The 24758-nt window shown below is 54.8% G+C and carries 26 protein-coding genes; 6 read left to right on the top strand and 20 right to left on the bottom strand.

Annotated features, from left to right (window positions below):
• On the top strand, positions 1-597 hold a 597-nt coding region (locus tag LKX83_RS14430), incomplete at its 5' end, for a dihydrofolate reductase family protein (protein ID WP_227882972.1).
• Positions 598-688: 91 nt separating this feature from the next.
• Here the strand turns inward: LKX83_RS14430 and LKX83_RS14425 are convergent.
• The 3 genes from LKX83_RS14425 to LKX83_RS14415 form a co-directional block, all read right to left on the bottom strand.
• Positions 689-1267 carry a TMEM175 family protein gene (locus tag LKX83_RS14425; protein ID WP_227882971.1) on the bottom strand — a complete coding sequence of 193 codons (579 nt, stop codon included), beginning with the start codon at positions 1265-1267 and terminating at the stop codon, positions 689-691.
• Positions 1264-1563: an antibiotic biosynthesis monooxygenase family protein gene (locus LKX83_RS14420; RefSeq protein ID WP_227882970.1), complete on the bottom strand. Its 300-nt coding sequence runs from the start codon at positions 1561-1563 to the stop codon at positions 1264-1266. Before LKX83_RS14420 ends, LKX83_RS14425 begins: the two co-directional genes overlap by 4 nt.
• Before the next feature lie 123 nt (positions 1564-1686).
• Positions 1687-2037: a winged helix-turn-helix transcriptional regulator gene (locus tag LKX83_RS14415; RefSeq protein ID WP_227882969.1), complete on the bottom strand. Its 351-nt coding sequence runs from the start codon at positions 2035-2037 to the stop codon at positions 1687-1689.
• A gap of 210 nt (positions 2038-2247) precedes the next feature.
• Here LKX83_RS14415 and LKX83_RS14410 point away from each other — a divergent pair, with 210 nt between their 5' ends.
• Both LKX83_RS14410 and LKX83_RS14405 read left to right on the top strand, forming a co-directional pair.
• Positions 2248-2613, top strand: coding sequence for a hypothetical protein (locus tag LKX83_RS14410; RefSeq protein WP_227882968.1), 366 nt, complete (start codon positions 2248-2250; stop codon positions 2611-2613).
• 25 nt (positions 2614-2638) lie between these two features.
• The gene (locus LKX83_RS14405) at positions 2639-2995 is read left to right on the top strand and encodes a hypothetical protein (RefSeq protein ID WP_227882967.1); all 357 of its coding nucleotides are present in this window, start codon (positions 2639-2641) and stop codon (positions 2993-2995) included.
• A gap of 21 nt (positions 2996-3016) precedes the next feature.
• On the opposite strand, the gene LKX83_RS14400 is transcribed toward LKX83_RS14405, so the two are convergent.
• From LKX83_RS14400 to LKX83_RS14390, 3 genes are all read right to left on the bottom strand, one after another.
• Positions 3017-3550: a YceI family protein gene (locus tag LKX83_RS14400; protein ID WP_227882966.1), complete on the bottom strand. Its 534-nt coding sequence runs from the start codon at positions 3548-3550 to the stop codon at positions 3017-3019.
• A 97-nt stretch (positions 3551-3647) separates the two neighbouring features.
• The gene (locus tag LKX83_RS14395) at positions 3648-4595 is read right to left on the bottom strand and encodes a helix-turn-helix transcriptional regulator (protein WP_227882965.1); all 948 of its coding nucleotides are present in this window, start codon (positions 4593-4595) and stop codon (positions 3648-3650) included.
• A gap of 193 nt (positions 4596-4788) precedes the next feature.
• Positions 4789-5943: an epoxide hydrolase family protein gene (locus LKX83_RS14390; protein WP_227882964.1), complete on the bottom strand. Its 1155-nt coding sequence runs from the start codon at positions 5941-5943 to the stop codon at positions 4789-4791.
• Positions 5944-6095: 152 nt separating this feature from the next.
• On the opposite strand from LKX83_RS14390, the gene LKX83_RS14385 reads away from it, so the two are divergent.
• Positions 6096-7055, top strand: a complete 960-nt coding sequence (locus tag LKX83_RS14385; RefSeq protein WP_227882963.1) for a helix-turn-helix transcriptional regulator — start codon at positions 6096-6098, stop codon at positions 7053-7055.
• Positions 7056-7109: 54 nt separating this feature from the next.
• Here the strand turns inward: LKX83_RS14385 and LKX83_RS14380 are convergent, their stop codons facing one another.
• The 9 genes from LKX83_RS14380 to LKX83_RS14340 all read right to left on the bottom strand — a co-directional run bounded on the left by LKX83_RS14380 (position 7110) and on the right by LKX83_RS14340 (position 16429).
• Positions 7110-7487 carry a VOC family protein gene (locus LKX83_RS14380; protein ID WP_227882962.1) on the bottom strand — a complete coding sequence of 126 codons (378 nt, stop codon included), beginning with the start codon at positions 7485-7487 and terminating at the stop codon, positions 7110-7112.
• 288 nt (positions 7488-7775) lie between these two features.
• On the bottom strand, positions 7776-11360 hold the full coding sequence (locus LKX83_RS14375; protein WP_227882961.1) for an Ig-like domain-containing protein: 3585 nt from the start codon (positions 11358-11360) through the stop codon (positions 7776-7778).
• A gap of 177 nt (positions 11361-11537) precedes the next feature.
• Entirely contained in the window at positions 11538-12302 is a 765-nt protein-coding gene (locus tag LKX83_RS14370; protein ID WP_227882960.1) for an AAC(3) family N-acetyltransferase, read from the bottom strand.
• A gap of 40 nt (positions 12303-12342) precedes the next feature.
• Entirely contained in the window at positions 12343-12843 is a 501-nt protein-coding gene (locus LKX83_RS14365; protein ID WP_227882959.1) for a DinB family protein, read from the bottom strand.
• 6 nt (positions 12844-12849) lie between these two features.
• Entirely contained in the window at positions 12850-13386 is a 537-nt protein-coding gene (locus LKX83_RS14360) for a DNA topology modulation protein (RefSeq protein WP_227882958.1), read from the bottom strand.
• Positions 13387-14035: 649 nt separating this feature from the next.
• Positions 14036-14602 (bottom strand): hypothetical protein, encoded by a 567-nt coding sequence (locus LKX83_RS14355; RefSeq protein WP_227882957.1) that lies wholly within the window; start codon positions 14600-14602, stop codon positions 14036-14038.
• Positions 14583-15080, bottom strand: coding sequence for an RNA polymerase sigma factor (locus tag LKX83_RS14350; RefSeq protein WP_227882956.1), 498 nt, complete (start codon positions 15078-15080; stop codon positions 14583-14585). Before LKX83_RS14350 ends, LKX83_RS14355 begins: the two co-directional genes overlap by 20 nt.
• A gap of 156 nt (positions 15081-15236) precedes the next feature.
• A complete protein-coding gene (locus LKX83_RS14345; protein ID WP_227882955.1) occupies positions 15237-15734 on the bottom strand; it encodes a VOC family protein in 498 nt (165 codons plus the stop codon).
• Positions 15735-16078: 344 nt separating this feature from the next.
• Complete coding sequence (locus LKX83_RS14340; protein ID WP_227882954.1) at positions 16079-16429, bottom strand: hypothetical protein; 351 nt, start codon at positions 16427-16429, stop codon at positions 16079-16081.
• Positions 16430-16688: 259 nt separating this feature from the next.
• Between LKX83_RS14340 and LKX83_RS14335 the strand changes: the two genes are divergently transcribed.
• On the top strand, positions 16689-18578 hold the full coding sequence (locus LKX83_RS14335; protein ID WP_227882953.1) for a sensor histidine kinase: 1890 nt from the start codon (positions 16689-16691) through the stop codon (positions 18576-18578).
• On the opposite strand, the gene LKX83_RS14330 is transcribed toward LKX83_RS14335, so the two are convergent.
• From LKX83_RS14330 to LKX83_RS14310, 5 genes are all read right to left on the bottom strand, one after another.
• On the bottom strand, positions 18575-18823 hold the full coding sequence (locus LKX83_RS14330; RefSeq protein ID WP_227882952.1) for an NHLP leader peptide family RiPP precursor: 249 nt from the start codon (positions 18821-18823) through the stop codon (positions 18575-18577). The two genes, LKX83_RS14335 and LKX83_RS14330, sit on opposite strands and share 4 nt — an antisense overlap.
• Positions 18824-18891: 68 nt before the next feature.
• Positions 18892-19836 (bottom strand): hypothetical protein, encoded by a 945-nt coding sequence (locus tag LKX83_RS14325; RefSeq protein WP_227882951.1) that lies wholly within the window; start codon positions 19834-19836, stop codon positions 18892-18894.
• 95 nt (positions 19837-19931) lie between these two features.
• Positions 19932-21059, bottom strand: coding sequence for a carboxynorspermidine decarboxylase (gene nspC, locus LKX83_RS14320; RefSeq protein ID WP_227882950.1), 1128 nt, complete (start codon positions 21057-21059; stop codon positions 19932-19934).
• Position 21060: 1 nt separating this feature from the next.
• Positions 21061-22308: a saccharopine dehydrogenase family protein gene (locus LKX83_RS14315; protein ID WP_227882949.1), complete on the bottom strand. Its 1248-nt coding sequence runs from the start codon at positions 22306-22308 to the stop codon at positions 21061-21063.
• Between the two features lie 536 nt (positions 22309-22844).
• Positions 22845-22991 carry a hypothetical protein gene (locus LKX83_RS14310; protein WP_227882948.1) on the bottom strand — a complete coding sequence of 49 codons (147 nt, stop codon included), beginning with the start codon at positions 22989-22991 and terminating at the stop codon, positions 22845-22847.
• Positions 22992-23348: 357 nt separating this feature from the next.
• Between LKX83_RS14310 and LKX83_RS14305 the strand changes: the two genes are divergently transcribed.
• Entirely contained in the window at positions 23349-24713 is a 1365-nt protein-coding gene (locus tag LKX83_RS14305) for a DJ-1/PfpI family protein (protein WP_227882947.1), read from the top strand.
• Positions 24714-24758 lie beyond the last annotated feature (45 nt).

Below are 24758 nucleotides of genomic sequence, written 5' to 3'. Positions count from 1 at the left end.
AAATTCGTAAGAGCAACCCCTAAATCAGGAGCTGCTCTTAGCATACAAGGAGGAATGAATATGAAAACCGTATTATGGGCTACCTTAGCCGCGAACGGCAACTATGCGCAATCCGGTCCCGAGAATCCGCCGAAGAAAGAGGCGTTGGCGGACTTCGCGGAGCAGGCCAGAGCCGCAGGAAATTTTATCGTGGGCCGCAAAACGTTCGAGAGCATGCAAGACCCAAGCAGAGTCTCCCAGGAGGAACAAGCAAACGCGGGCAATCCTTTCGCCGAGCTGGACATCGTGGTGATCTCCAAGAGTATCCAAGAGATCCCCGGCGCAACGGTTGCAAGATCGCCGCAGGAGGCTTTGGATTATCTGCAGCAAAAAGGCCATCAAACCGCTCTCGTCAGCGGCGGCGCGGATATCCACAATTCCTTCCTCAGCGAAGGGCTGGTAGACGAAGTAATCTTTAATGTGGCGCCCGTGTTGGAAGGGAAAGGCCTCAACCTCCTGACCGACACGGAGCGTTACCAATATCGGCCGGTGGAATTGCTGGACTGCAAGCCTCTTGGCGGGGGCGTCGTGCAGCTGCGCTATGCGGTTGCAGGGTAAATGGGCGAATCTGTCGACCATCTAACTCCCGCAGTCGGCAGCGGCAAGTTTAAAGGCCATCCGAAACGGATGGCCTTCATCACTCGCGCAGCTATGCATTCTTCTTCAGAAAAAAGTAAATCGGAATGGCCGCGTAGAGGGCAATGGATAGGTAAGAGTGGAAGAGGGAGACGCCTATGGCGACAAAATACACCGTTAAGTGCAGCCACGTCCCCTTAAAAGTCACCGCACCCGGAACCGCCATAAACGGATGATCGGCATTCTTTTTTAAGAGATGGTGATACAGTCCGTAATAGCTTGCCCCGCAGCATAGACTAACGACGCCGTACAGGACGGAAGGGAAATAAAGACTCGGGTATTCGCCGATCAACGCGGTAGGATACGGAATAAAAGCGGTACACATCAGGAAAATGCCGTTTAGAACAACGGTCGTGCGGTCCACTTGCTTGGCGCCATGAAGCAATTGATGATGAGACATCCACCAGACAATCAGGACGACGAAGCTGATGATATAGCTAATCAGCACCGGAAGGTGATGGAGAAAGTCTCTTGCAAGCTCCAAGCTTCCTTCGTTTGATTCGAGTTTCGGAACTTTGAATTCAAGAACCAGAAGCGTCATCACGATGGCAATCACGCCATCGCTCAAAGCCTCAAGTCGGTTCTTGTTCATTTAGCGTGTGCAACCGCGCGATAATGCTTCATTTCTTGGATCGATGAAAAAAAGGGACGGACCAAGGCGAAAAAAGGCTGAAAATCCGGTCCTGCGCGAAATCCCTGCATGTGCCCCTCCAACGAATCCCACTCGATTCGAACGATGAAATGATTCGGTTCCTCTATGCCTTGGATCACTTCATAGGACAAGCAATATTCGGAACGTTTCAGATAGGTCCCGGCTTCTTCATAAGCTTGCGTGAAATGCTCTGCCGAATCCGGTGCGATATTATACCGGATAATTTCTACAACCATGGCCATCTACCTCCGTATCTTTTCGGGAATATTCAGATCCAGCAAAAATTATACAGAGGTGGTCATGGCCATACAATTAGGCACATTTTTGTTCGTTGAACTTTCGCCGTGTACGGCCCCCGATTATCCCCCCGAAGCTTCCATCGATGCAGCTTGCAGGTCCAACTCCCTGATTCGCCGTTTGCCCCACTCGCACATGAGCTCAAGGATCGGCTCGACGCTTCTGCCATATTCGGTAAGCGAATACTCGACTCTCTTGGGCAGCTCGTCATAGACGGTTCTCTGAATCAGTCCATCCCGCTCCAATTCCTTTAATTGAAGGGTCAAGATCCGCTGCGTAATGTTTGGCATCCGCTGCTGAAGCTGGCCATATCGCAAGGTTTGCATGGACAAATAGCGCAGGATGACCGTCTTCCACTTTCCCCCGACGACATCTAAAGTCGCTTCGACCGGACAATTGTAGATTTTCGTCACGGCATGCACTCCTTCCCGAGCTTCCTCTGCTGCCTTCACAACTCCGCATGTTATCGTCATCTAATATGCAGACATCTTAAAGCTAGGAAATCAAGGTGTCAACCTTCCTTGAAAGGGCTATGCCGATCGCTCATCTTTCTGTTCTGTCCAATCCGGAGACGAAGGTTTTTCATACGCTGGTAGGAGATTAACGGTTAGGGGGTGAAACCCTTGGCATCTTTGAAGCTGTCGCGGAGCCGTTCCCAAACGCGAATACGCAGGCTAGTCGTGTTCCGGTTCCCGAGAATTGTTCCGGGCCAGTCCGTTACAACGAACGCTTTCACGACGATCGGCGCCATAACGACCGGAGAAGTCGTCGTCAGCCAAAGCCCGGCGGCCGGCTCGATCGCGACTCCCCGCGTCCGGTATCAGATTGTAAACGCGGTAACCGGACGGCCCGTCACCAACAGCATCACGCTCGTCGGAACCCGCACGGCCGTACTCCGGTTCGTCGTCCCGGCGGGCACGTTCCGGCTGCGGATCACGAATGTCGGTACAGGCGCGGTTGCCGTTAGCGGCGTCATCTTCGTCTTCTAGAAACCATCCGTTAGAGGGTGAGAGCATGTTCCAACTAAGCGGAATCGTAGGTGGCAAATCGCAGATCAAAGTAGCGCCCCGGCAGACGCTGCTGCTGCAGCAGATTGTAATCCGGGTGAAAAAAGGAAGAAAGCTGGTCTTGAAAAACCTCAATTTTTTGTTCAATAACGAGGCCTTTGCGATTAAAATCGAAGCCCAGCCCTCTCCCGGGAAGTTTATCGCCCGCGGCGGCGCCGGCGACCTGACGCCGAATAAAGTGTTATTCAACAACAATACCGGCGAAGACCAAATCATCTTCTTGCTGGTTAGCGCGATCAATACTTCGCGGACGACGCAGCAGCTCAGCCGTTCGGACAGCTGGCATTTGAACCTTCAACGATGACGGCCGCGCAGGGGAGATTCGTTAGCCCTGTTTGACGGCCTCGATATTCAGCTCAATCCTCAATTCATTTCCGACAACGAGACCTCCGGCTTCCAAAGGCGAGCGGAAGGTCAACCCAAATTCGCTGCGATCGATGCAGGCCGTGGAATGAAAACCGGCACGTTCCCGTCCGCGAGGATCATTGTTCAGTCCTTCAAAGGTGGTGCGAAATGTGACCGGCTTTGTAATCCCATGCAACGTGAGATGGCCTGCAAGATCATATTGTCGTTCTCCGGCCGGAGCGCAGCCGATGCTCTGGAACGTAATGACGGGATACTCGGCTGTATGAAGGAAGTCTTCGCTCTTCAGGTGTTCGTCGCGTTGCGGTTGGCGAGTCGTGATGCTGTCGGCGTCAATGGACGCTTGAATCGCGACGGTCGCCAAGTCGTCGGGGTCAAAGCTGACGTTTGCTTGGAAACGTTCGAATAATCCTTTGATTCGATTAATCCTTAAATGCGTCACCGAAAACTCGATGGAGCTGTGATCCGGATCGACTTCCCAATTTGCCATACTCATGATGAGATTCCACCTTTTTATTAAAATGCGAGAAGGGTCGCCCCAAATGCCCGTTCCATAATTCCAACTATACAAAAACGCTACTGACAGCGGCATGTCAGTAGCGTTTGAACATGTTTTCGGCTTCTTCGCGAATCCGATTTCGAAACCACTCGGGCTCCAGCACCACCACATCCGCGCCCCAGCCCAGCACCCATGGCAGCAATTCCTCATACTGACGCGCACGCAAGACCGCATGCAAGCCGTCCTGACGTTCCTCCATTTCATCCATGTAATAATAATTCGCGTCCTTCACCCGATCTGCGATGTCGAGGTTAAACAGAAGGCGAACGCGCAGGTGCCGATCGTCCGAAGGCTTGTAGTCCCTTAAGTTAAAATCCGCCGGCATGTCGAAGCGGTCTTCCAGATCCGCGAGCTCCGCCATTCGGGACAGACGGAAATGGCGAATGTCCTGGCGCAGATCGCACCGGGCCACGAGCATCCAGGCTCCCTGAGTGAACACGAGCCCGTAAGGATCAACGGTACGAACGCTATGGCGCTTCCCCTCGGCATCCGCGAGTTTTTTCGCATATTGGAATCCGATTTTGCGCCCGTCCAATATCGCCTGTCGGATCTTTTCGAGATATTCCCTTTCATGCGACGGCGCAGCCTGTTTCATAGGTGTGAGCAAGCGCATAGCCTGGCGGACGCGAGAGGCCTCCTGGCGGACGCGCTCCGGCAGAATGGCTTCGATCTTCCCGCGGGCGGCTTGCGCCCTGACCTGATAATGGTCGTCGAATCGCTGTTCGATAAAGTCCGTTCCGATGAGCAAGGTCACGGCTTCTTCTACCGTAAAGCTGATCGGAGGCAGAAAATAGCCCTCCATCAAGGAATATCCCGTCCCGGGGGCTCCCAGGATCGGCACGCCCGCTTCGCTGAGCGCCTGCATGTCTCGGTAGATGGTCCGCACGCTGGTTTCGAAGAGGGCCGCCAAATCTTCGGCCCGCACCACTTCCTTGCGCTGCAGCTCCAGCACGATGGCTAACATACGGTCGGTTTTGTTCATCGGTCGCCCCCTTGAACCCTATATAGGACTTCTTCGCCTTCCACCCCAAACCGTTCCATCCATTATATCATTTTCTTCCAACCAAGATCGCCCTCCGCCTGACCGAGGAAGTCAGGCAGAGGGCGTTAGATTGCGTTAGGGGGGGAGGTTCACTCCAGCGTCAGCTTCGGAATGGGCCGAAGAAGCACGATCGTTATCGCAGCCCCCGGAAAAACGTCCGGAGATCCCCGATCATCAGATCCGCCGCATCGATTGCCGCAAAGTGCGTGCCGCGCTCGAATTCGTTCCAATGCACGATGTGGTTGGCCAATTCGGCATAGCGGCGGATCGCGACGTCGGACTGCTGGAATACAGCCACGCCTACGGGCGTCGGCGACGGGTCTTTGGGCGCCCAGGCAGCCGGATCGTGCGCGGCTTCGTAATACATGCGGGCGGAAGAATTCGCGGTGCCGGACAGCCAATACAGCATGAGGTTCGTCAGAAAGCGATCCCGGTCTACGGCTTCTACGGCATCGCCGAAGCCATAGAACAATTCGCACGTCCAGGCAAGCAAGCCGACGGGAGAATCGTGCAGTCCATACGCCAGCGTTTGCGGCCGGGTCGATTGAAGCTTGTTGAAGCCGAACCGCTCCTGCATAAATTGGCCCAGGCGCGCCAACCGCGCCTTTTCCGCATCCGTCAGGGTGGCGAACACCTCGTCTTCGACTTGGCCGAACGGGACGAAGCCCATCGTCGCGGCGTTGACGTGAACGCCGATCACGCGCGGCGCCGCGATGCGGCCGATCTCGGGCGCGATAATCGCCCCCATGTCTCCGCCTTGAACGCCATAGCGCTCGTAGCCGAGCAAGCTCATCAGCTCGGCCAGCGCAGCGGCTGCGCGGCCCGGGGTCCACCCCGTCTCGGTCGTCGGGCCGGACAGGCCGAACCCCGGCAAGGAGGGGATGACGAGGTGATACGCGTCGGATGCGTCGCCGCCGTAGGAGGTCGGATCGGTCAGGGGACCGATCAGATCGAGGAACTCGACGGGCGAGCCCGGCCAGCCGTGGACGAGCAGGAGCGGCGTCGCGTAAGGCTCCGGCGACCGGACGTGGAAGAAGTGGATATTCGCGCCGGAGACCTCGGCCGTAAATTGCGGCAGCTCGTTTAGGCGGGCCTCCTGGCTGCGCCAGTCGAACGAGGTTTTCCAATACTCGGCCATGCCCTTCACGAAGGAGAGAGGCGCGCCATAGTTCCAGCCGACGCCCGGCAGCTCGTCGGGCCAGCGGGTCATGCCCAGTCTAAGGTTCAGGTCATCCAGCGCGGCCTGGGCGGTTTCGATGCGGAAAGGGCGGATCGTTGTCGTATTCATGATGGAATACCTCCTCGAATGGTTGGTTGCTTATGTCCTTATAGTAAGGCCCCCTTTCTGACAACTGTTTGTCAGGGAGATTCCGGCCGCGGAAAAAAGATTTTTACAGCAATGCTGCCGAACCGTAATATATGGAAGGGGGAGGGGATTTCTTGAAGATCGAGAGGCTGCTCGGCATCACCATGCTGCTGCTCAGCCAGCGCCGGGTCAACGCCCAAACGCTGGCCGACAAGTTCGAGGTGTCCCACCGGACGATCTACCGGGATCTGGAGACGATCAATGCCGCCGGTATTCCGATCGTCTCCTATACGGGGTCCGACGGGGGCTACGAAATTATGGAACAATTCCGCATCGACAGGCAGATCGTCACCTTGGACGACCTCCAGTCGATCTTGACCGCGCTGAAGGGCGTGCGAGCTTCGCTGGACGACGAGGAGATGGATGGATTGCTCGCGAAAATCAAAGCGCTCGTAGCCAGGTCCGAGCAGAAGCAGCTCGAGGAGACCGGGGAGACGCTTATTTTCGATACGAATCTGTGGCACGGCGGCGGCATCAAGGATCGGACGATCCTCTCGCAGCTTCGCCAAGCCTCCAAAAATCGCATGGTCGTTTCCTTTAGGTACACCAATACGGAAGGCGTGGACGAGCACCGGGAAGCCGAGCCGATCGGACTGGCCTGGAAAGGTTATGCCTGGTATCTGTACGCCTACTGCAGGCTGCGCGGCGATTACCGGACGTTCCGCCTCTCCAGGCTGAGCGGACTGCGCGTCCATCTCGAGCATTTTGCGAGCCGCGGCGTACGAATCGAAGATCTGGATGCGCGCTGGGGCAACCAAGAGACGGGACCCGCCGTGAATATCGTGCTGCTGTTCAACCCGCGTCTGCGCGTGCGCGTGGAGGAAGCCTTCGGCCTGGACCGCGTCGAGGTCCGTCCGGACGGATCGCTGCTGGTCAGGACCAGCTGCCCGAACAATCATTGGATGTACGGCATGATCCTCGGCTACGGACCCGATGTTCGTGTGCTGGAGCCGGCCTTCGTAGCTGACCGAATCCGAAGCATGGGGGCGCAGGTCGCTGGCCTATATGAAGAACCGGCGATGACGGAGAGGTGATGGGCAGCAAAAAACCACTCCGTTGGAGTGGTTTTGAACCGATCCTATTCCAAACTATGCAAAAAGGCTGATCAAATTGCCGTCCGGGTCTTGCACGATGGCGTATCGCTGCCCCCAGAACGCATCCCACGGCGGGCGGTGTCCGGTGTACCCCTGCTCTGCCAGCCGATGGTATACCTCGTCCACCCCTTCGGGGCTGTCGCACCGAAAGGCCAGCTCGATCCGATGACCGGAAGGCTCTTCCCAGCCGCCGTATACTTCTTTTGCCGTTTCCCGTACGTCGAAGGCTAGGCGGAACCCGCTTTGGTCCACTTCAACATGGCCTTCCTCGCTGGCGCTTTCCGGGATGTTGAGTCCCAGCCTGCGGTAGAAATCCAATGCCTTCCTCATATCCTTCACGACAATCCCGACCATATCCAATTTGATCGCCATGCTTCACTCCTCCAGCCTCTATGCGATGGATTCCCCCTTATCATATCCTTTTGCCGACCGTAGAAAATAGGAAAAATCGGACAGTTTTTCGTAGGCAGAGGTGCTGTTTCGTCCAAATAAGCGAGCATGCAACCGTTAGAAAAGAAACCTCCGTTTTTGGAGCCGAATAAGCGCTATGGCAACCGTTTAGACGAAGAGATCCGGCTGCGGCGTCTGGCGCAAATCCGTAAAGCCGTTGCCTGCTCCACGATCTGCTATAGGACGCGTTGGAGCAGGCCGGGGATCAACCTACTCGTTCGCGTCTTCCGATGCGGCGAACGGCGAAGATTTCAAAACGTCCAGCAGTCTCATGAGGAGCGCTACGGATTCGGCGCGGGTCGCTGACGCGAGCGGGTCGAACCGGTTGCCGCTTCTGCCTTGGACGATACCCCGTTCCCTGGCTATGGCTACATCGCCTCTGGCCCATGCCGGTATGGCGGCCTCGTCTGCAAAGGAGGTATTGCCGCCCGAGCCGGAGACGCCGCCCAGCGCGCGCACGATCATGACCGTCATTTCGACCCGGGTGATTTCCGCATCGGGACGGAAGCTGCCGTCGCCGTACCCGCTGACGATACCAGCCTGCCACGCGGCGCCGATCCCCTCGCGCGACCAGTCACGCAACTCGCCCCAATCGCTTAAGGCCGGGACGTCTCCATCGATCCGCTTTAAGCCCAAGGCCCGAACGAGCATCGCCGTAAATTCCGCGCGCGTAATCGAACGATCCGGCCGGAAGGTACCGTCCGGATAACCGAAGGCGATGCCGCTTTGGGTTGCTGCTTTGATTGACTCCTTCGCCCAATGCTGGCCGATGTCCGTTAACGAGATCGGAGGGCGTTCAGGCTGCGTTCCCGGATGGCCGCCGTCCGGGCTTGGGCCCGGTTGAGGCACGGGTCCCGGACCAGAGCCCGTTCCTGGATTTGGCGTCGGATTCGGAGATGGACTTGGTGTTGGATTGGGCGTTGGATCTGGTGTTGGACTTGGCGTCGGATTCGGAGTCGGACCCGGCGTCGGATCCGGTCCGGAACCCGGATCCGGGTTCCCTCCGCCCTCCTTCTCGGTCACCGTTACGGCAATATCCGTTTCGGCGCCGAGATACGAGATCGTGATCCTGGCGCTGCCGACGCCCTCGGCCACGATTTTCCCGTCCTGCCATTCCGCTACGGACGCATCCGTCGAACGCCCGTCGACCAGCTTCGAAACTTCCTTCTCGCCGCCCTTATAGTCCGCGTAGACCTTCACATCGGAGGTATCGCCGACTTTTAAGCCGTAGCTTTCGCTCTCCGCCCGAATCGCGTCTCTGAAATAATCCGCGAACCGGATTTGAAAGGCGCTCCCCAGCGCCCCTTTGGGGGTCATGACGGTGTAGCTCACCGTCTCGATCGCATGGCTGGCGATGGAAAACCGGGCTTCGCCCGCCCCGTCGGTTACCGCGCTCGTCGGCGAAATAAGGGACTCGCCCGTTTGCTCGAGCTCCACGCGTCCGCCTTGGACGGGATGGCCAAGCTTATCCCTAAGCGTAACTAAGACATTTACCGATTCGGAACCGTCGGCCCGCGCCTCGTCGTCCGAAACCTCATAACCGGACGCGTCTACATCGATTTCGTCCGCCACGAAGTCTACCGTGACGGCAAACAGCTCGGCCGTCTCGCCGACATGGGCGACAGCGGCGTACTGGCGCGCGCCGATCGCGGCGCTCTTTACCCTGAACGTCGCTTTCCCCTCTGCATCCGTCGTTTCCGATGCGATGACAGGCTCGTCCGTGCTGCCCAAGTGCAGGTCGACTTGACGTCCCGCGATCGGAAGATCGGCCGCGTTTTTCAGAACCAGAGTCAACGCAGCTTCGGTGGCATCGTCGGCAACGACCATGGAAGGCATCGCCCGGAAGGAGGACTTCGCCCGATCCACCGTGTTCGCCACGAACGTGATTTCCGCCTCGCCCGCTTCCGCCTGATCGTCCAGATCGAGCACTTGATACGCGACGGTTTCCGCCGTCGAATTCGTAACCGCGAATTCGGCCCGCCCCTCCCCGTCGGTTACGCGAATCGCGTCGGGATCGATCGGCGCCCCGTCCAAGCGAACGAGCGCCAGCTGGTGTCCTGCAATAGGCGTATTCAGCGCGTCCTTTAACGCAACGGTGATGACGCCTCGGGCTTCCCCTTCGAGCACGACGACTTGGGACTTGGGCTCGACGGACGTATGGGCGGGACTGGCCGGGCCGGGCCGAAAATCGACCGCGACCTCCCCCATCTCCAGATCATAGGCCGGCGCCTTGACTTGGTACGCGATCCGACCCGTCTTGGGACTCTTGACCGTAAAGCGCGCTTCGCCATTCTCATCGGTCGTGCCGCTTGGGGGATCGATGTCCGTCTCCCCGCCTCCCGGATCCAGGCTCACTTCAAGAGACGAATAAGGCTGCCCCTGTTCATCCTGAACGGTCAACGCCACCTCCGACTCGTATTGTCCGTCTGCCGACACCCGGGACGGCGACGAACGGACGTCGGCCAGCAGCGGAATGCCGCTGACGGCGACCGGAACGGAAGCCGTTTGGCCCCGATACGCGATCAGGATGCTTCCGCTGCCAGGCCGGCTTCCCGCCGCAACGAGATATTGCTCCGCTTGCTTCTCCTCCTGAAACAAGCCCGGGGGCTGCGTCGAATAGTCTGCCAGGCCCGTAATGTTGTAGGCGTGGCCGTCATCCAAAGCCGCATAGACGGAGAACGACGCGGTACGGTTCGTCAACAGATGCAAACGCTGCGGAACCGCGCGAATCGATTGCACCTTCATCGCGGCCATCTGCTTGCGAAGAATGGGATGATCGGCATCCTCGCCTAAGATCCAATCGTTTTTGAAATCCCAGCCCGGATAGCTGGCGACTTGCCGCATGTCCGCACCGGTCAATCCTTGGTTTCCGGCAGGATCGGGTCCGCCCTCGTACGGGGACCCGACGCCGTTGGATCGACCCGTGCTCTCCCTATTCCACACGTTGTCGATGAACGTGTCGCGATAGCCCAGCTTCGTCCCTCCGGCGCCGAACAATCCGCCCGACGTATCCGGATTGCCCGTCACGCGTCCGGCGGCATAGCTCGTTTTGACCGTTCCTTGCAGCGAGGAGCCGACGAGTCCGCCGATATAGTTCCCGTCTGCGCCGAGGGAGGAAGACACGTCGCTCAACGAATAGCTGGATTCGATCGTAGCCGGGCCGATATCGGGATCGGTCTGCAGCTGGCCGACAAGTCCGCCTACATGGTGGTTGCCCGTCACCGTGCCCGTCGAGAAGCTGCCGACGATTTTCCCGCCGTTGTAGCCGACCAAGCCTCCGACGACTTTGTCCGTTGACGAGACATGGCCGCTGACCGAGCAATTCTCGATCGTGCTATTTTCCGATGCGCCCGCAAGACCTCCCGTATACCCGCTCCCGTTTACGGACACGTTCGTCAACACGATGTTTTTCAACGTCGCGTCCTTCACCCGTCCGAAAAATCCGACGTACTGATCCGCAGGCTTACTGGCCTTCAAACCGGTGATCGTGTATCCGTTGCCGTCAAAGCTTCCGGTGAATTCCGCTCCTCGTTTGCCGAACGGCTTCCAATTGAGCGAGCTGATATCGATATTCGCGCCCAATACGTAATAGCTCTTCAACATAGACGCGCTTTGAACGAGCGTGATGGAATACAAATGGTCCGCCGTTTCGATCACGTACGGATTGTTCGCGGTCCCGGTTCCCTTCATGGCCGCCTTCGGTTCGATCGCCAGCGGCTCCGCGGCGGAAACGAAAGGACCCGATATCAGAAAAAGCCCCAGCATGCATAGCAAGACCGAGCGCAACTTGTTCATCGTCACTTCTCCTTGATCTTTTTTGCGACTTCCGGCGGTTCCTGTCGAATTATAGTAGGCCATTCTCCCAAGACGCTCACAAGCCGCCTTGCTGCCCGTCCCAAACAAAAAAAGCCCCCGTCCATTGACGGAGAGCCCGCTATTCAAGTCCGTTGCCGGACGGTCTTTTCAGCTTCCCTAGTTCGGATCTAAGGGGCGGTTATCCGAAAACAAATCCGGATTGTCCCTGAGCATGTCGGTGATGACATTCGCCACCGCGGCCGCATCGCACACCCTGACGACCGCATCGCCCAGCCGCCCCTTGCGCATCGCGCCTTTCCTTTCGAGGACCTCGTCTACTTTCCAGAAATGATCCGACCACGACAACCCGCAATGCCGGCGCGAAGGGACGGAGATTTCCGTGCCGTCCGGCAGGACCGTGTAGAGCATCTCATGGCCATCTGTCAACCTGCCCGGTACGTCTACCCACTCTTCGACGCCGTGAATAAAGGTGTTGCGCGTCAAATCGACCCCGACCAACAAAATGGTCGCCTTCCGGTCGAGCAGCTTCCCCCAAGAGGAACCTCGAGCGCAGGGCGTATCAAATCGGTGATCGTCGCCCGTAAACGCCAGTGCATCCCGACCCAGCGCCGCCACCGAATGCGTGGGGTGCAGCGAACGCAACACGCCGGGCCGTTGGCGAAATAGCTCGGGCAGGATCCCGACGCAGACGGGCGACTCTGCGACGTAGAATCTCGGTTGATCCGCATTGACGTAGGACCATGTGTGGGTGGGCAGCACCAACAGTCCATCCTTCATATACGCCGCAAACGCATCCAAGACGGTGTCCGCGCCGCCCTCGACCGGCCCCATGCTTTTCAGCGAGGAATGGACCAATAGCGTCCCTTTGCCGTCTATGCCCAACTGCTCTAGCTGCTTCGTTAAGCTTTCCAGCGTGTGCATGTTCAACCCCTCCTGGGCTCATTCTTCTTTTGCTGGCCAATTAACCCCACTGCAGCTCGCCCTTCCGCATCTTCGCAATATAGATGATTTGTCCGGTATGGCTGGGCAAATGTCTGAATTGATGCAGCAGCATTTCCAAAATGGTAGCCTGATTGTCCAAGGCGCCGTCGAACGGTGGATAATGCAAATAAGGCTGCTCCAGCAACCTTTCGGGGTTATCTTTCATGATTTCAAGCACCGCTAGGATGGTATCGTAGGATTTCTTGGAAAGCTCCAAGGCTTGCGATTTGGACATTTGCAGGCCGCGCTCGAATTCTTTGCTCCGATCTTCGGCAGGCGTAGCGCCAAAGTATGCGGTTTCAAACCATTGATGCACAGCCCCCGAGATGTGCGCGATCAGATGAGCGATGCTGTTGCTCTCGGGCGTAGGCGACCATACGAGATCTTCTTCCGATAATTGCTCGATGACGATCCGGGTCCATTTTTGGTCCGCTTTGTATTTCCTCAACAGAAGATCGATTACGGTAGTTGAACAGTCCAAGAGACTTCACGCTCCCCGTTTGAAATATTCCACACCCAATGCCCTTACTCGGTCTAGAAGATGTTGCGCTTCTCTTGGTGATTTCAATATCATCACATTCTTGTCACTATACTTCCTTAGCTTCTCGATGATGGCTGGTATCCTTGTCTTTCTGAAATTCCAAACCCATTTGATAAATTCAAAGTCTAGGCTCTCTGGACATTCTTCATTTAAATCGGGTCTGGTCTTGCCATGATACATGATTCTTCTCTTGATCACTCTGTAGACGGTTACCCATCTTGAAAAATCTAAAAGAATAATGACGTCTGCTTGCTTCATTCGGATATCAAGGGTTCGTCCGTAATTCCCATCGATAATCCAATTCTCTTCCTGTACGAGATTTTCTTGAAACGAATCCCATTCTTCATTCGGCGTTGGATTCCATCCAGGTTTCCAGAAGTACGCATCCAAATGATGAACCGGCAAACGTAAAGCCTCTCCAAGCTGCCTGGCAAGAGTGGATTTACCTGCTCCGCCCGATCCAATAATCATGATTCGCTTCATCGAAACTTCTCCTGTGAACGGGTTGGGGGAATTTCTCATCTATTTACGCAGTCGCCAAACTATCCGAATCCGTAAATGCCCGCGAACGCTTGCATGCCCAAATCATACCATGTTTTATCGCAGCGGCTCTAGCCACGAAATGAAGAGGGTGTCTCCAATGTAAGTCCGTTTACGTGAAAGACAGCTCTCCTCCATCCCTAGTGTGAAATGAAGAAATGGCGGTGTTTGGGGATATGATCCCTGCACCGCCATTACTCGCTTGCGATCCACTGCTTCCTTCTTCAACAAATGATGGGCAAGCGAAAGCCTTTCGACCTCCGAGCTTACCTTCGGCAAGACGCGAAGCAGAACACCGGAATCCGCTTTCTGTGTTGCCTATCCCGCATCCAACGATTTAGATGCAAATGTACATCTAATTTTGCTATATTCCTTCTTAATGGTCATTTAGATGCAATCGTACAACTAAATGATCCGTTTTCTGCATAAAGGACGGATTTACGATAAATTAGATGTACTTTTACAAGTAAACCGCTCCACCCTCCCGAAATGGCCCTAAATAGATGTACGAATGCAACAAATTTACTGAGTGACTCCAACAGCCTCTTGACGTGAAATAAATGCCCGTGTACATGCCGCTCGGGCGAATCCCTTATTTTTGCGGAGCGATGTTGTTATAGATACGTGTTGCCTTCACTTTGCCCGTGCTTACATCCTCCGTCGTAAATCCGGAAACGCTATTGCCGACCTTGAATTCTTTTTGCAGCAGATCCTCCGATGGCTCGGCGGCCGTGGGTCCGTCGATGCCCATCTTCGTTTCCGGCGTGACGGTCACCCAAAGATCGCCAACCTTGAAGCTTTTGCCGTCCGCGCTTACCTCGGAGATGACGCCGTCGATATTGACTACCGCCTTCCCTGTGATAGGCGGTTTAGGCGCAATGGCGGTCGAGGGTGGGGGCGTCGTCGTCGGTTCGGCATCAGGCTGCTGGTTCATCGTATAGATGCCAAACGACAACACCGCGCAAGCCGCGAGACCAACTGTCCAACCTGTTACCTTCTTTTTCGTCGCTGTGTTCATGCGTTCCCGCTCCTTTGAAATCATCTGATTGTTTGGTGCCGTCTTCTCCATGTCTTGCATCAGCTTCTCGTATGTCGCTTCTTTGAAATTCTCGCTTGTTTTCACGCGGGACATCGCGGATTTATAAACAGATTTCTTCATTCTCCAGGCCTCCGATCTTCTCTTTTAAGAGCAGGCGTCCTCTTGCGAGCCACGTCCCTACCGTCGCAGGCTTGGATTGCATAATGACTGCAATTTCCTGGATCGAATACCCTTCGTAGTAATGTAAATGAATCGGAATCCGATATTTTTTGTCCAAAGCCAGCACGGCCTGCAAGACCTCGTTTTCTTCCTTCGGCAAGTAGCCAAGGTCCTCGGGAACGGGGTTTCTGCTTTTGAACCAACCGGTTTTCAGCATGTTTTTGCTTTTATTGATCGTCGTACGAATCAGCCAAGCTTTTTCATGCTCGCTGTTCTCGAATACAGGGCGCTTTTGCAAATAGGCGAGAAAGACGTCCTGCGCCACTTCTTCGGCGTCGGCTATATTTTTCAAATAGGCAAAGGCGATTTTGATCAAGCTTTGCGAATATTGATCCAAGGCCCGCCGCACAGATTCATTGAGCTCAAATGAATTGTACACCTCAGCACCCCCTTCCCTTTGAATACAACTGAAGGTCCTTTTATTTTTCACGGTGGCTTCCTTTTTTTTAGCGGATAGCGATTCAAAACCCCTGCAAGGCTATAAACGTAAAAAAGCTTGCAGATGACTGCAAGCTAAATTTGCTATCATGTGACTTTAACGTGATCTCTCTTTCGCCATTAACGGATTATAGCTCTTCTGGGCGTATTCCATCGCGTCGATATACGCTTGCTGTTTGGAGCGCTCCATCATCTCTTCGGGGCTAACGTCTTCTACTTTGGTAGTAATCCACCATATATTCCCGAACGGATCGACCACTCTCCCCCCTCGCTCCCCCCATGACATCGTTGTCGGCTTCGTCATGGATACGGCACCGGCCTTTATGGCTCGCGCATACAGCTCATCGCAATTGTCCATATACAGACGAATCAAGGCTGGAAACGACGGCCCTTCTTGAGCAGAATCGAACATCAATAGTTTCGAGTCGCCGATGCGTATCTCCGCGTGTCCGATGCTTCCGTCGGCATTGTATACCCGCCCCAGCTCCTGCGCGTCAAACGCGGCAGTCAAAAAGCCGATGAACTTCTCCGTGTTCTTTGTCGTGATCCAAGGGGTGACGGTACGGTTCTCCGCTGATTCGTTCGAATGGCTCATCGCAATTCCTCCACGAAATAAGGTTTTGCACCCATTATAGGCCGGTATTGCTGACATCTATATGTCAACATTATCTCCGAAATGATCCACTCCATGGAACCAGTTGCCCTTCGTTCACTTCGTACACCTGATCGACGACGCCTTCGAACAGACATATATCTCTTTTGCTTTGATCAATAACATATATAGGCTCCTCCTTCGAAATCGCAGTTTCCGGTTTCCGTTCGCAGGCTGACCTGCGATTCGCGAAGGGAGTCGTATCTTAACATTGGCGACCGCAACCGTCAATTCGGCGCGCGGGAAAACAGATAAGGGAGAGGTCTCACCTCTCCCTTGTGCCCGTATTACGGTATCGGTGTTAGGGCACTGATCGGGCTGAGCTCCGTATTCAGCACGCGCTGTGCCGCGATACTGCCCGAAGCATTGACCGAGAAAGTGTTTACGACAACATCGGTACTGGATACGGATACCTGAAGCTCATAGAATACTTGCCCAGTAATGTCAAACTGAAGTCCAACGAACCTTTGCGCGGGAACGGAAAGCACGCTATGAGCTGCACCTACTTTATTGCCGGAAGAATCAAAGAAGAAAAGCTCTCCTTCAAAGACTTGGGGGCTAAATGAATCATTGGTAATGGTGAGGATGAGATTTACGCCGCCTTGATTGTTAAGCAATACACCAGTGGTTCCTATCAACGTTCTACCTCCCTTCGTGTTTGGATAAGACAGAGTATGCAGATTCTAGTTAAGTGATTGTACAAATGCGGACAACCCTGCAAATTAGATAAGTGTAATGTAGTTTCGATAAAGCGGGTGTCTTGAAGGGCGTGCAGTGACCTAAAAAGCGATCATAGGGTTTTGTCGGATTTGAAAATTAATTGTCATTTTTTACAGGATTGATTCGAATGGTGTCGAAATGGTTATTCAATAGCCCGCGAATCCTTTGAGGTGTATCATGCGCACATTTCGGCAACCTTTGATTGTGTTTCTAATGATCAGTATCGCCATTACCGTCATCTCTCTCTTCTCCAAGACGACCCGCGACGACGCTTCCGATATTTCCATTTCCGAATGGAGCATCGCTTGGACCCAGCAGTCGGAGTTGTCCAGCCCAACGCCGCCCCAAGATCGACCCTGGCACTCCGTAACGGCAGAGCACCCTCTCACCTCCTTGCCGGAAGGAGCCGCAGGCGCCTGGGTGCATATCCCCGTTCCGCCAACATCCGGTTTTCATCACCCGGGATTGTATATCGAGCGTTTATACGGACTTGACGTCACCGTATACGAAGACGGCCGGGCGATTTTCCGGTCGGCGCGCAATTATGATTTTGAACGCCGTATCATCCTTGTCCCGCTAAACGCCAAGGCGGAATCCTTGGATCTATACATTCACATCGTATCCAAAGAGGGTGCTGGCATCAGCAGCCCTGTTCGAATCGGCGAATTCTCCGCCTTGTCCTCCCTGAACGTTCGCAAGGGGCTTCCCAACGTTCTGCTTGGCGTCTCCATTGCGTTTCTTGGCCTGATCCTGCTCGTATCTACCGGCTTTGTCGTCCGGAATCTAACCAAGACGGCCAACGCGCTCAGTTTGTTTATTCTGTCTACGGGCATGCTGATCATCACGAATTCGTCATTGCCCTATTTCTATTATCCTCATTACGGAAAAGTGCTGTTCTTTTTATTTGATGCGTTTTTACTAGTCCTTTTGCCCTCCCTATACTACTTCGTCGTCCATTCTTTCGAGGAAACCTATGCTTGGTTCAGGAAGTCCGAAAAGTGGCTGTTGGGTTATTATGCGGTGAGCTTCCTCGTCATGGCGGCCTACAAAATCGTCGGCGGATCCTTCTATTTCTATTACAAGCTCTTTACGTTCTGGATTCTGGCGGTTCTCGCTTTGATCCAACTCATCGTCATCATCGTCCTGGCCATTCGGAACGCCCTTCGAGGATACCGCGATTCCATGCTGTTATCGGCGGGGATCCTGGGTCTCGCCGTTTCCGGCGCAGCCGAACTTCTCATTTTCTCCTTTCGTCATGGTCCGCATGAATTCGTGTGGTGGAAATTCGGCCTCGTATTCCTCATCGCATGTCTCGTCATGACGTTAAACCGAAAAATAGCCGCCGATTATGAGAGGCTGCTCTCGTATTCCAAAGAGCTGGAGCTGTACAACCATCAGCTGCAGAAGACGGAGAGAATGCAGATCATCAGCGAACTGGCCGCCTCCATTGCGCATGAAATCCGAAACCCGCTACAGGTGACGAGAGGATTCTTGCAATTGCTGTCGGGCAAAGCCAGCGAGCAAAACAAATACCAGTACAGCATGGCCATAAGCGAACTGGATCGGGCGGCTGGCATCATCACGGATTATCTCACGTTCGCCAAGCCCGAGCAGGAGACGCCGGTCTTGATGGACGTCAAGCAAGAACTGAATGCCATCGAAACGATTTTGCGTCCCATGGTCACCCTGAACGGCGGAGAGCTGCTCGTCAACGCGTCCGAACAGCTCACAATCTCCGGAAACCCGCCCAAATTCAAACAAGCGCTCATTAATATGTTGAAGAACAGCGTCGAATCTTTGCAGGATGCCGGAAAAATCGAGGTGGTGGCATACGAGGAAAATGGCGCGGTGGTGATACGGATTACGGATAACGGCCAAGGCATGGACGAAGAGCAGCTCGCCAAGCTGGGCAATCCCTATTTCTCTACCAAGACCAAAGGCACCGGTCTCGGCCTGATGGTTACTTTCCGAATCATCGAAGTCATGCTGGGAACGCTTGAATTCCGCAGCGAAAAAGGAAAGGGAACCGAAGCGACGATTCGGTTCCCTCTCGCGGGGGCCAATTAGCCCCAATTGTATGTAAGGTTGTCTGCATCGCCCTTCGAGCTTGCGAGATCGGCCGGATTGGGCGGGATGACCAGGACATAGCTGGAAGGCGTTTCTTCCACGACCCGAAGCTCGATTTCCTCCGGCAGCTCGATGCCGAACGACGACTGAATCGCGCTTTTGGGATCGGCCAGCAGTTGCGCCATAAAATCCGGATCCTTCCAAGCCTTCTCGATGATCTGCACTTTCAAGGATTCCAAGGACATAGAACAACAACCCTTCTTGGGTAGAATGGACTAGCCCTCCTATCATAGCATTTTTTGGGTAATATGTCCTATGATCTTCTCATTTTCGACAGCAATTGCGAGAAACCGCCTTCTGCAGCCAAGCTTACTCTCGATTCCTCGATATGCCGGGCTTCCCTTCGGATTCCCTGGGCGACGGCAGCGGCAAAAGCCGCAAGCCGGTCCGGCGCGTAGGGGACCTGCTTGAGCTGCTCGACGCAGCGTTCGGCCATGTCTGCAAGTCGGTCTGCGGCATGATGATGGTAGATCGCCGTTCGAACGGCGCGTTCATCCAATACGGTAAACGGCGGAAGGCCCGAGCTTACGATCGACAGAAATGCGTTGCCGTTGGGATCGGGTAGATCGTCCCGCCAATCGGCCCAATCATCGGACAGCTGGAGCGCCGCAAGCGCCAGGTCGACGGCTCGCTCCGCATCCGGGATTCGATCCGGCATCCCCGCATGAAGCAGCAGCCCGCTTGCGCCTATTTTCACGGGAGCCGCTTTTCGGGCCAACTGTCCGAAGTCGTTCGGGTCGATCGGATTTGCCATTTCCGTATCCACCGCGGATGCCCACTCCCCCACATATCGGCGATAGCGTTCCCACAACATGGAATCGGCCGGAAAATGGCGCAGGTATCGCCGTCTGAACAGTTCCTCGAGCAGCTGGCCGAGCGCCAAGGCACCGCGTATTCCCTCCGGACGCCGCTCCTTCCCGTCCATCGCATCGTCCAGCAGAAAATAACGGAGCATCGCATAAATATTGCCGACCGCCAAATCGCGGCATAGCTCGATCGGGCTGCGCGTCTGATCCTGCATCCAGTAAGGCAGCAAGTAGCTGATCCGATTCCCCCGCCCCCCGTTGCGCAGCGGATGGCTGAGCGCCAGCAGCGCCTGCCCCCGTTCGCCGAGCGCTGCCGGAAGCTCCGCCATCTCCTCCGATGCCTCCCGGAAGACGATCTCCAATTCTTCGCGATACGCTTCGATTTCCCGCATTTCCGCATGTCTCCCGGAGAAATGGATAAGCGTAAAATCTATCCATTCTAAATGGTTAAAAAAGCCGGCACCGGCTGAACACCGGTGCCAGCCCTTTACGCCAGCCTCATCTTAAAATCTTGATAGCCGAATTGGCGCACTACCCGGCAATCGCCGTCCTTGCCTTGAATGGCAATGGCCGGCAGCGGCATGCCGTTAAACGTATTGGTTTTCACCATGGAATAAATCGCCATATCCCCGAACGCGAGCCGATCGCCGCACTTGAGAGGTTGATCGAACGAATAATCTCCGATCACGTCCCCGGTCAGGCAGGTTTGGCCCGTAAGCCGATAGGTGTACGGCTTCTCGCCGGGCTCGCCGCTCCCCGCCAGCGGTGGACGGTAAGGCATTTCCAATACGTCCGGCATATGGCAGGTTGCCGAGGTGTCCAGAATCGCAATCTCGATGCCGTTCCGATGCAGCTCCAGCACGGACGCGATCAAGTAGCCGGCGTTGAGCGCGACGGCTTCCCCGGGCTCCAAATACACCTCGAGACCGTATTTCTCTTGCATTCTCTTAATGCAGGCTTCAAGGGTGGGGATATCGTAATCGTCCCTTGTAATATGGTGCCCGCCGCCGAAATTGATCCATTCCATCTGCGGCAGCCACTCCCCAAACCTCGCCTCGACCGCCTGCAGCGTCGTCTCCAAGTCGTCGGAGTTTTGCTGGCAGAGGGTATGGAAGTGCAGGCCGGATACGCCGTCCAGCAAGTCCGGGCGAAAATCCTCCCGTTTGACGCCGAATCTGGAGCCGGGAGAACACGGATCATAGATCTCATGGCCGACCTGCGTCGAGCATTCCGGGTTGATGCGCAAGCCTACCTTCCTGCCGGCCCGGAGCGCCTTGGTCTTGAACTTCTCCAGCTGCGAGAAGGAGTTAAAGATGATGTGATCGCAGATGGAGATGATCTCATCGATCTCGTCGTCCCGATAGGCCGGGGCAAAGACGTGATTTTCTTTGCCCATTTCCTCGTGGCCCAGCCGGGCTTCGAACAAGCCGCTCGCGGTCGTGCCGCTCAAGTATTCGCCGATGAGGGGATACAGGGCGGTCATGGAGAATGCTTTTTGGGCGAGCACGATCTTGGCTCCCGTACGCTGCATGACGCCGTTCAGGATTTGGAGATTTCTCTCGATGAGCGCTTCATCGACGACAAAACAAGGCGTCGGCAACTGTTCGAACCGCATCTTAACGAGCCAGCACCGGTTGTTTGAGCGCGTCCAGCGATTCCTGTCCATCGTCAACCAGTACGGGATTGAAGTCTTCTACCCATGGAAGTCCCCATTTGTTCAATTCTTCCATGAACGGATCCGGATCGAACTCTTCGACATTGTAGACGCCGGGCTTGTTCCACTTGCCGGTCAGCACCATGGCGGCTCCGATCATGGCAGGAACGCCGGTCGTATAAGAGATCGCTTGAGAGCCCACTTCCCGGAAGCACGCTTGATGGTCGCAAACGTTGTACACGTAGTACGTTTTCGATACGCCGTTCTTTTTGCCTTGGAAAATGCAGCCGATATTCGTCTTGCCGACGGTACGCGGCCCCAGCGATGCCGGATCCGGCAATACAGCCTTGAGGAACTGGAGCGGAATGATTTGCTTCCCTTCGAATTCGATCGGCTCGATCGAAGTCATGCCGACGTTCTCCAATGCCTTGAGGTGAGTCAGGTAGCTCTGGCCGAAGGTCATGAAGAACCGGATGCGCTTCAGTCCCGGCATGTTGACTGCAAGGGATTCGAGCTCTTCATGATAAAGCAGATACATGTCCTTCTCGCCGACTTCGGCGAAGTTGTAGACGCGCTTGATCTCCATGGGCTTGGTCTCGATCCATTCGCCGTTCTCCCAGTATCTCCCGTTGGCCGACACTTCGCGGATATTGATCTCCGGGTTGAAATTCGTGGCGAACGGATAGCCGTGATCCCCACCGTTGCAGTCCAGGATGTCGATATATTCGATCTCGTCGAAGTAGTGCTTGAGCGCATACGCCGAGAATACGCCGGTTACGCCCGGGTCGAAGCCGCTGCCCAGCAGAGCGGTAATGCCGGCTTGCTCGAACCGTTCGCGGTATTCCCACTGCCATTTGTATTCGAACTTCGCGGTATCTTCCGGCTCGTAGTTGGCCGTATCCATATAATGAGTCTTCGTTGCCAGGCAAGCGTCCATGATCGTCAGATCCTGGTACGGCAGCGCCAGGTTCATGACGATATCCGGTTTTACTTCTTCAATGAGCGCGATGAGCTCGTCCACGTTGTTGGCATCCACTTGCGCGGTCGTGATTTTCGTTTTGACGCCGTCCAGTTGGGCCTTCAACGCATCGCATTTGGATTTGGTGCGGCTTGCGATGCAAATCTCTTCGAATACCTCGCTGTTCTGAACGCATTTGTGGATGGCTACCGACGCTACTCCGCCGCAACCGATAACTAGTGCTTTTCCCATTTCTCGCTCTCCTTGCCTCATGATTTGTTTGGGGGATCAGACGATTGCCGCCGATTTTTTCGCACAAAAAAACAAGTGGAAAAAACGCATCATCGCGTATCACACTTGTTTGGATATAAATCACGAATATTAAATGCCGCCAAAAGCGGACATAGCTTGTCTAGGAAGCTTATTAATATTCAAAATATATCGGGAACGGATCAGAGTCTATATAGCAAACAATCACTTTTACCACTCTTATTGATCGTTTCACAAGTTGATGTGCGATGCAACAATGCACCTGGTCGATGAGCAACCAAACTTATAAAATTTGAGCTTTGAACTCAATCAATAAGGCAACCTAAGTTGCCAGTCGGCATTTGACCCGGCTGTCCGTATGGCCTTAACTTCCTCGCGGATGTGGTCAAAAAAATGATTGGTTTGCTAGATCCCGTATATTTGAATCGCAGCATTCCAAATAACGCAATCTCATAATATCATAAACACGCTAGATATCAACAAGAAAATAGTGAAAGCCTTGTCAATATGCGTTTGGATCAACGATCCCTGCCCAATGGGACGACAAGCGGCGTGTGCGACACCGGATCGTCAATGATGGTGCACTTCAAGCCGAACACGTCTTCAACCAGCCGCTCCGTCACGATTTCGCGCGGATCGCCTTGCGCGATCAGCTGGCCGTTCAAGGAATTGCTGCTCGAACACCTCGTATCGTCTTTTATGGGGGTTGTCACTTGGTGGATCAAAAACGATCAGCCTCTTCCTGCGAATGAAGTCTCATCCCAGTTTAGTAGAATCGTTGCCTACGGGCATAGGGAAGCAGCCGGCATCGCGGTGGAGAAATAAAATAATGCTTCCTTTTCCGGCTAACCCAAGCAGCGAATAGCCCTTTCGAGTCATGCAAAAAAAAGAAAATAGACCAGGGTCCAGCGCCTGCTCCAGCGCGAGCCGAGCCCCTCCATCGGGCCGGATGCGGATGATAAGTCTATTTTGGTTTGTTACTTTTAAAGGGTAAGAAAGTTAACTGGAAGGGGAGTAAGCAAGTGAAGGTTGTATGGCGCATCATCATCTATCTCGTCGTTTTCATCGTTGTTGTAGGGGGGACAGGGGCAGTCGGGTCCATTCGCACGATGAATGCCGGAATGTCGGTATACGACAAAGCCCCACCTGCCTTGACGAATGTACAGGTACAGAAATACGACGCGAACAAACCGACGGTGGCCGTGCTGCTGGCGAACGAAGTGACCGAAGTGTTCGATTTTCTCGTCCCGTACAAGATGTTTGCGATGACGGAAGCTTACAATGTATACGGCGTTGCTCCCGATCGCGAAATCAAATCGCTAACCGGCGGACTCGATGTCGTCCCGCATTATTCGTTTGACGACATGGATGCGCTGCTCGGCAAAAGCCCGGATGTGATCGTCATTCCGTTTATGCCGATTTTGGACGAACAAAAATATGCGCCTGTCCGCGAGTGGATTCGGAAGCACTCGAGCGACAAGACGACATTGATCTCCATTTGCAACGGGGCTGAAAACCTGGCGGATACCGGCTTGTTGAACGGCAAATCGGCCGCGACGCACTGGGGAGACATTAACCGGCTCATGAAAAAATACCCGGACATCCACTGGGTGAAAGATCGGCGCTTCGTCCCGCAAGGCCATATCGTATCTTCCGCCGGACTGACATCGGGGATCGACGCTACGCTATACGTCATTTCCCAGCAGGTAGGCGAAGAGACGGCGAAAAAAGTGGCGAAAGAGATGAACTACCCTTCTTACGATTACGTGACCAACCCGCAAATGAAACCGTTCGTTGCCGGACTAAGCGATCTAACGTACGTACTGAACAACGCTTTTCAGTGGAACAAAGTCAAGGCGGGCGTGCTGCTATATAATGGCGCCGATGAACTGGATTTGTCCGCCGCATTCGATACGTACGCCGCTTCCGGTACGACGACGACGTTGACCGTTTCCAGCGCGAAAGAACCGATCGTGACGAAGCACGGCCTGAACCTGGTCGCGCGCTATCAGATCGACAACGTGCCGAAGCTGGAGAAAATGATCGTCATCGGTGCCGATGCCGAGTCTGCGGCGGCCGATGACATCAAACAGTGGAAGAACGGCGGCAGCGGCGCAAAACTGCTGTACCTGCACCGCGACGCGGCGGATCGGTTTGCCATGGAGCCCGCATTCGAGGATTTGGCCAAGCAAGAGGATATCCGGACGGCGAAATTCGCCGCCAAGCGGCTCGAATATCGCGCCACCGACCACCTCAAGTTGGAAGGTAGGCCCTTCTCTTTGGAAGGGTTTGGTGTACCGATTTTGCTGGGCGTCCTGTCTTTGCTCATCACTTTTTTCATCCATCGGCGCTTCATTCGCAGGAAAAAAGATCGGCCGCAGATCTAAGCACATCAAGGTAGTATCGAATAAAGCTCACCTTATCAACCCGTA

Origin of the sequence: Cohnella baijiui, assembly GCF_020731285.1 — a bacterium.
Taxonomy (GTDB): Bacteria; Bacillota; Bacilli; order Paenibacillales; family Paenibacillaceae; genus Cohnella.
The sequence above is the reverse complement of the archived record's forward strand: the minus strand, read 5'-3'. Positions and strand labels throughout refer to the sequence as shown.

Coding starts and splice junctions, on each gene's coding strand:
- LKX83_RS14345 (WP_227882955.1), bottom strand. CDS start 15,734: ATGAGCCATTCGAACGAATCAGCGGAGAACCGTACCGTCACCCCTTGG.
- LKX83_RS14360 (WP_227882958.1), bottom strand. CDS start 13,386: ATGAAGCGAATCATGATTATTGGATCGGGCGGAGCAGGTAAATCCACT.
- LKX83_RS14370 (WP_227882960.1), bottom strand. CDS start 12,302: ATGCACACGCTGGAAAGCTTAACGAAGCAGCTAGAGCAGTTGGGCATA.
- LKX83_RS14425 (WP_227882971.1), bottom strand. CDS start 1,267: ATGAACAAGAACCGACTTGAGGCTTTGAGCGATGGCGTGATTGCCATC.
- LKX83_RS14375 (WP_227882961.1), bottom strand. CDS start 11,360: ATGAACAAGTTGCGCTCGGTCTTGCTATGCATGCTGGGGCTTTTTCTG.
- nspC (WP_227882950.1), bottom strand. CDS start 21,059: ATGCGGTTCGAACAGTTGCCGACGCCTTGTTTTGTCGTCGATGAAGCG.
- LKX83_RS14330 (WP_227882952.1), bottom strand. CDS start 18,823: ATGTCCTTGGAATCCTTGAAAGTGCAGATCATCGAGAAGGCTTGGAAG.
- LKX83_RS14390 (WP_227882964.1), bottom strand. CDS start 5,943: ATGAATACGACAACGATCCGCCCTTTCCGCATCGAAACCGCCCAGGCC.
- LKX83_RS14325 (WP_227882951.1), bottom strand. CDS start 19,836: ATGCGGGAAATCGAAGCGTATCGCGAAGAATTGGAGATCGTCTTCCGG.
- LKX83_RS14315 (WP_227882949.1), bottom strand. CDS start 22,308: ATGGGAAAAGCACTAGTTATCGGTTGCGGCGGAGTAGCGTCGGTAGCC.
- LKX83_RS14395 (WP_227882965.1), bottom strand. CDS start 4,595: ATGAACAAAACCGACCGTATGTTAGCCATCGTGCTGGAGCTGCAGCGC.
- LKX83_RS14400 (WP_227882966.1), bottom strand. CDS start 3,550: ATGAGTATGGCAAATTGGGAAGTCGATCCGGATCACAGCTCCATCGAG.
- LKX83_RS14355 (WP_227882957.1), bottom strand. CDS start 14,602: ATGAAGAAATCTGTTTATAAATCCGCGATGTCCCGCGTGAAAACAAGC.
- LKX83_RS14420 (WP_227882970.1), bottom strand. CDS start 1,563: ATGGTTGTAGAAATTATCCGGTATAATATCGCACCGGATTCGGCAGAG.
- LKX83_RS14335 (WP_227882953.1), top strand. CDS start 16,689: ATGCGCACATTTCGGCAACCTTTGATTGTGTTTCTAATGATCAGTATC.
- LKX83_RS14405 (WP_227882967.1), top strand. CDS start 2,639: ATGTTCCAACTAAGCGGAATCGTAGGTGGCAAATCGCAGATCAAAGTA.
- LKX83_RS14380 (WP_227882962.1), bottom strand. CDS start 7,487: ATGGCGATCAAATTGGATATGGTCGGGATTGTCGTGAAGGATATGAGG.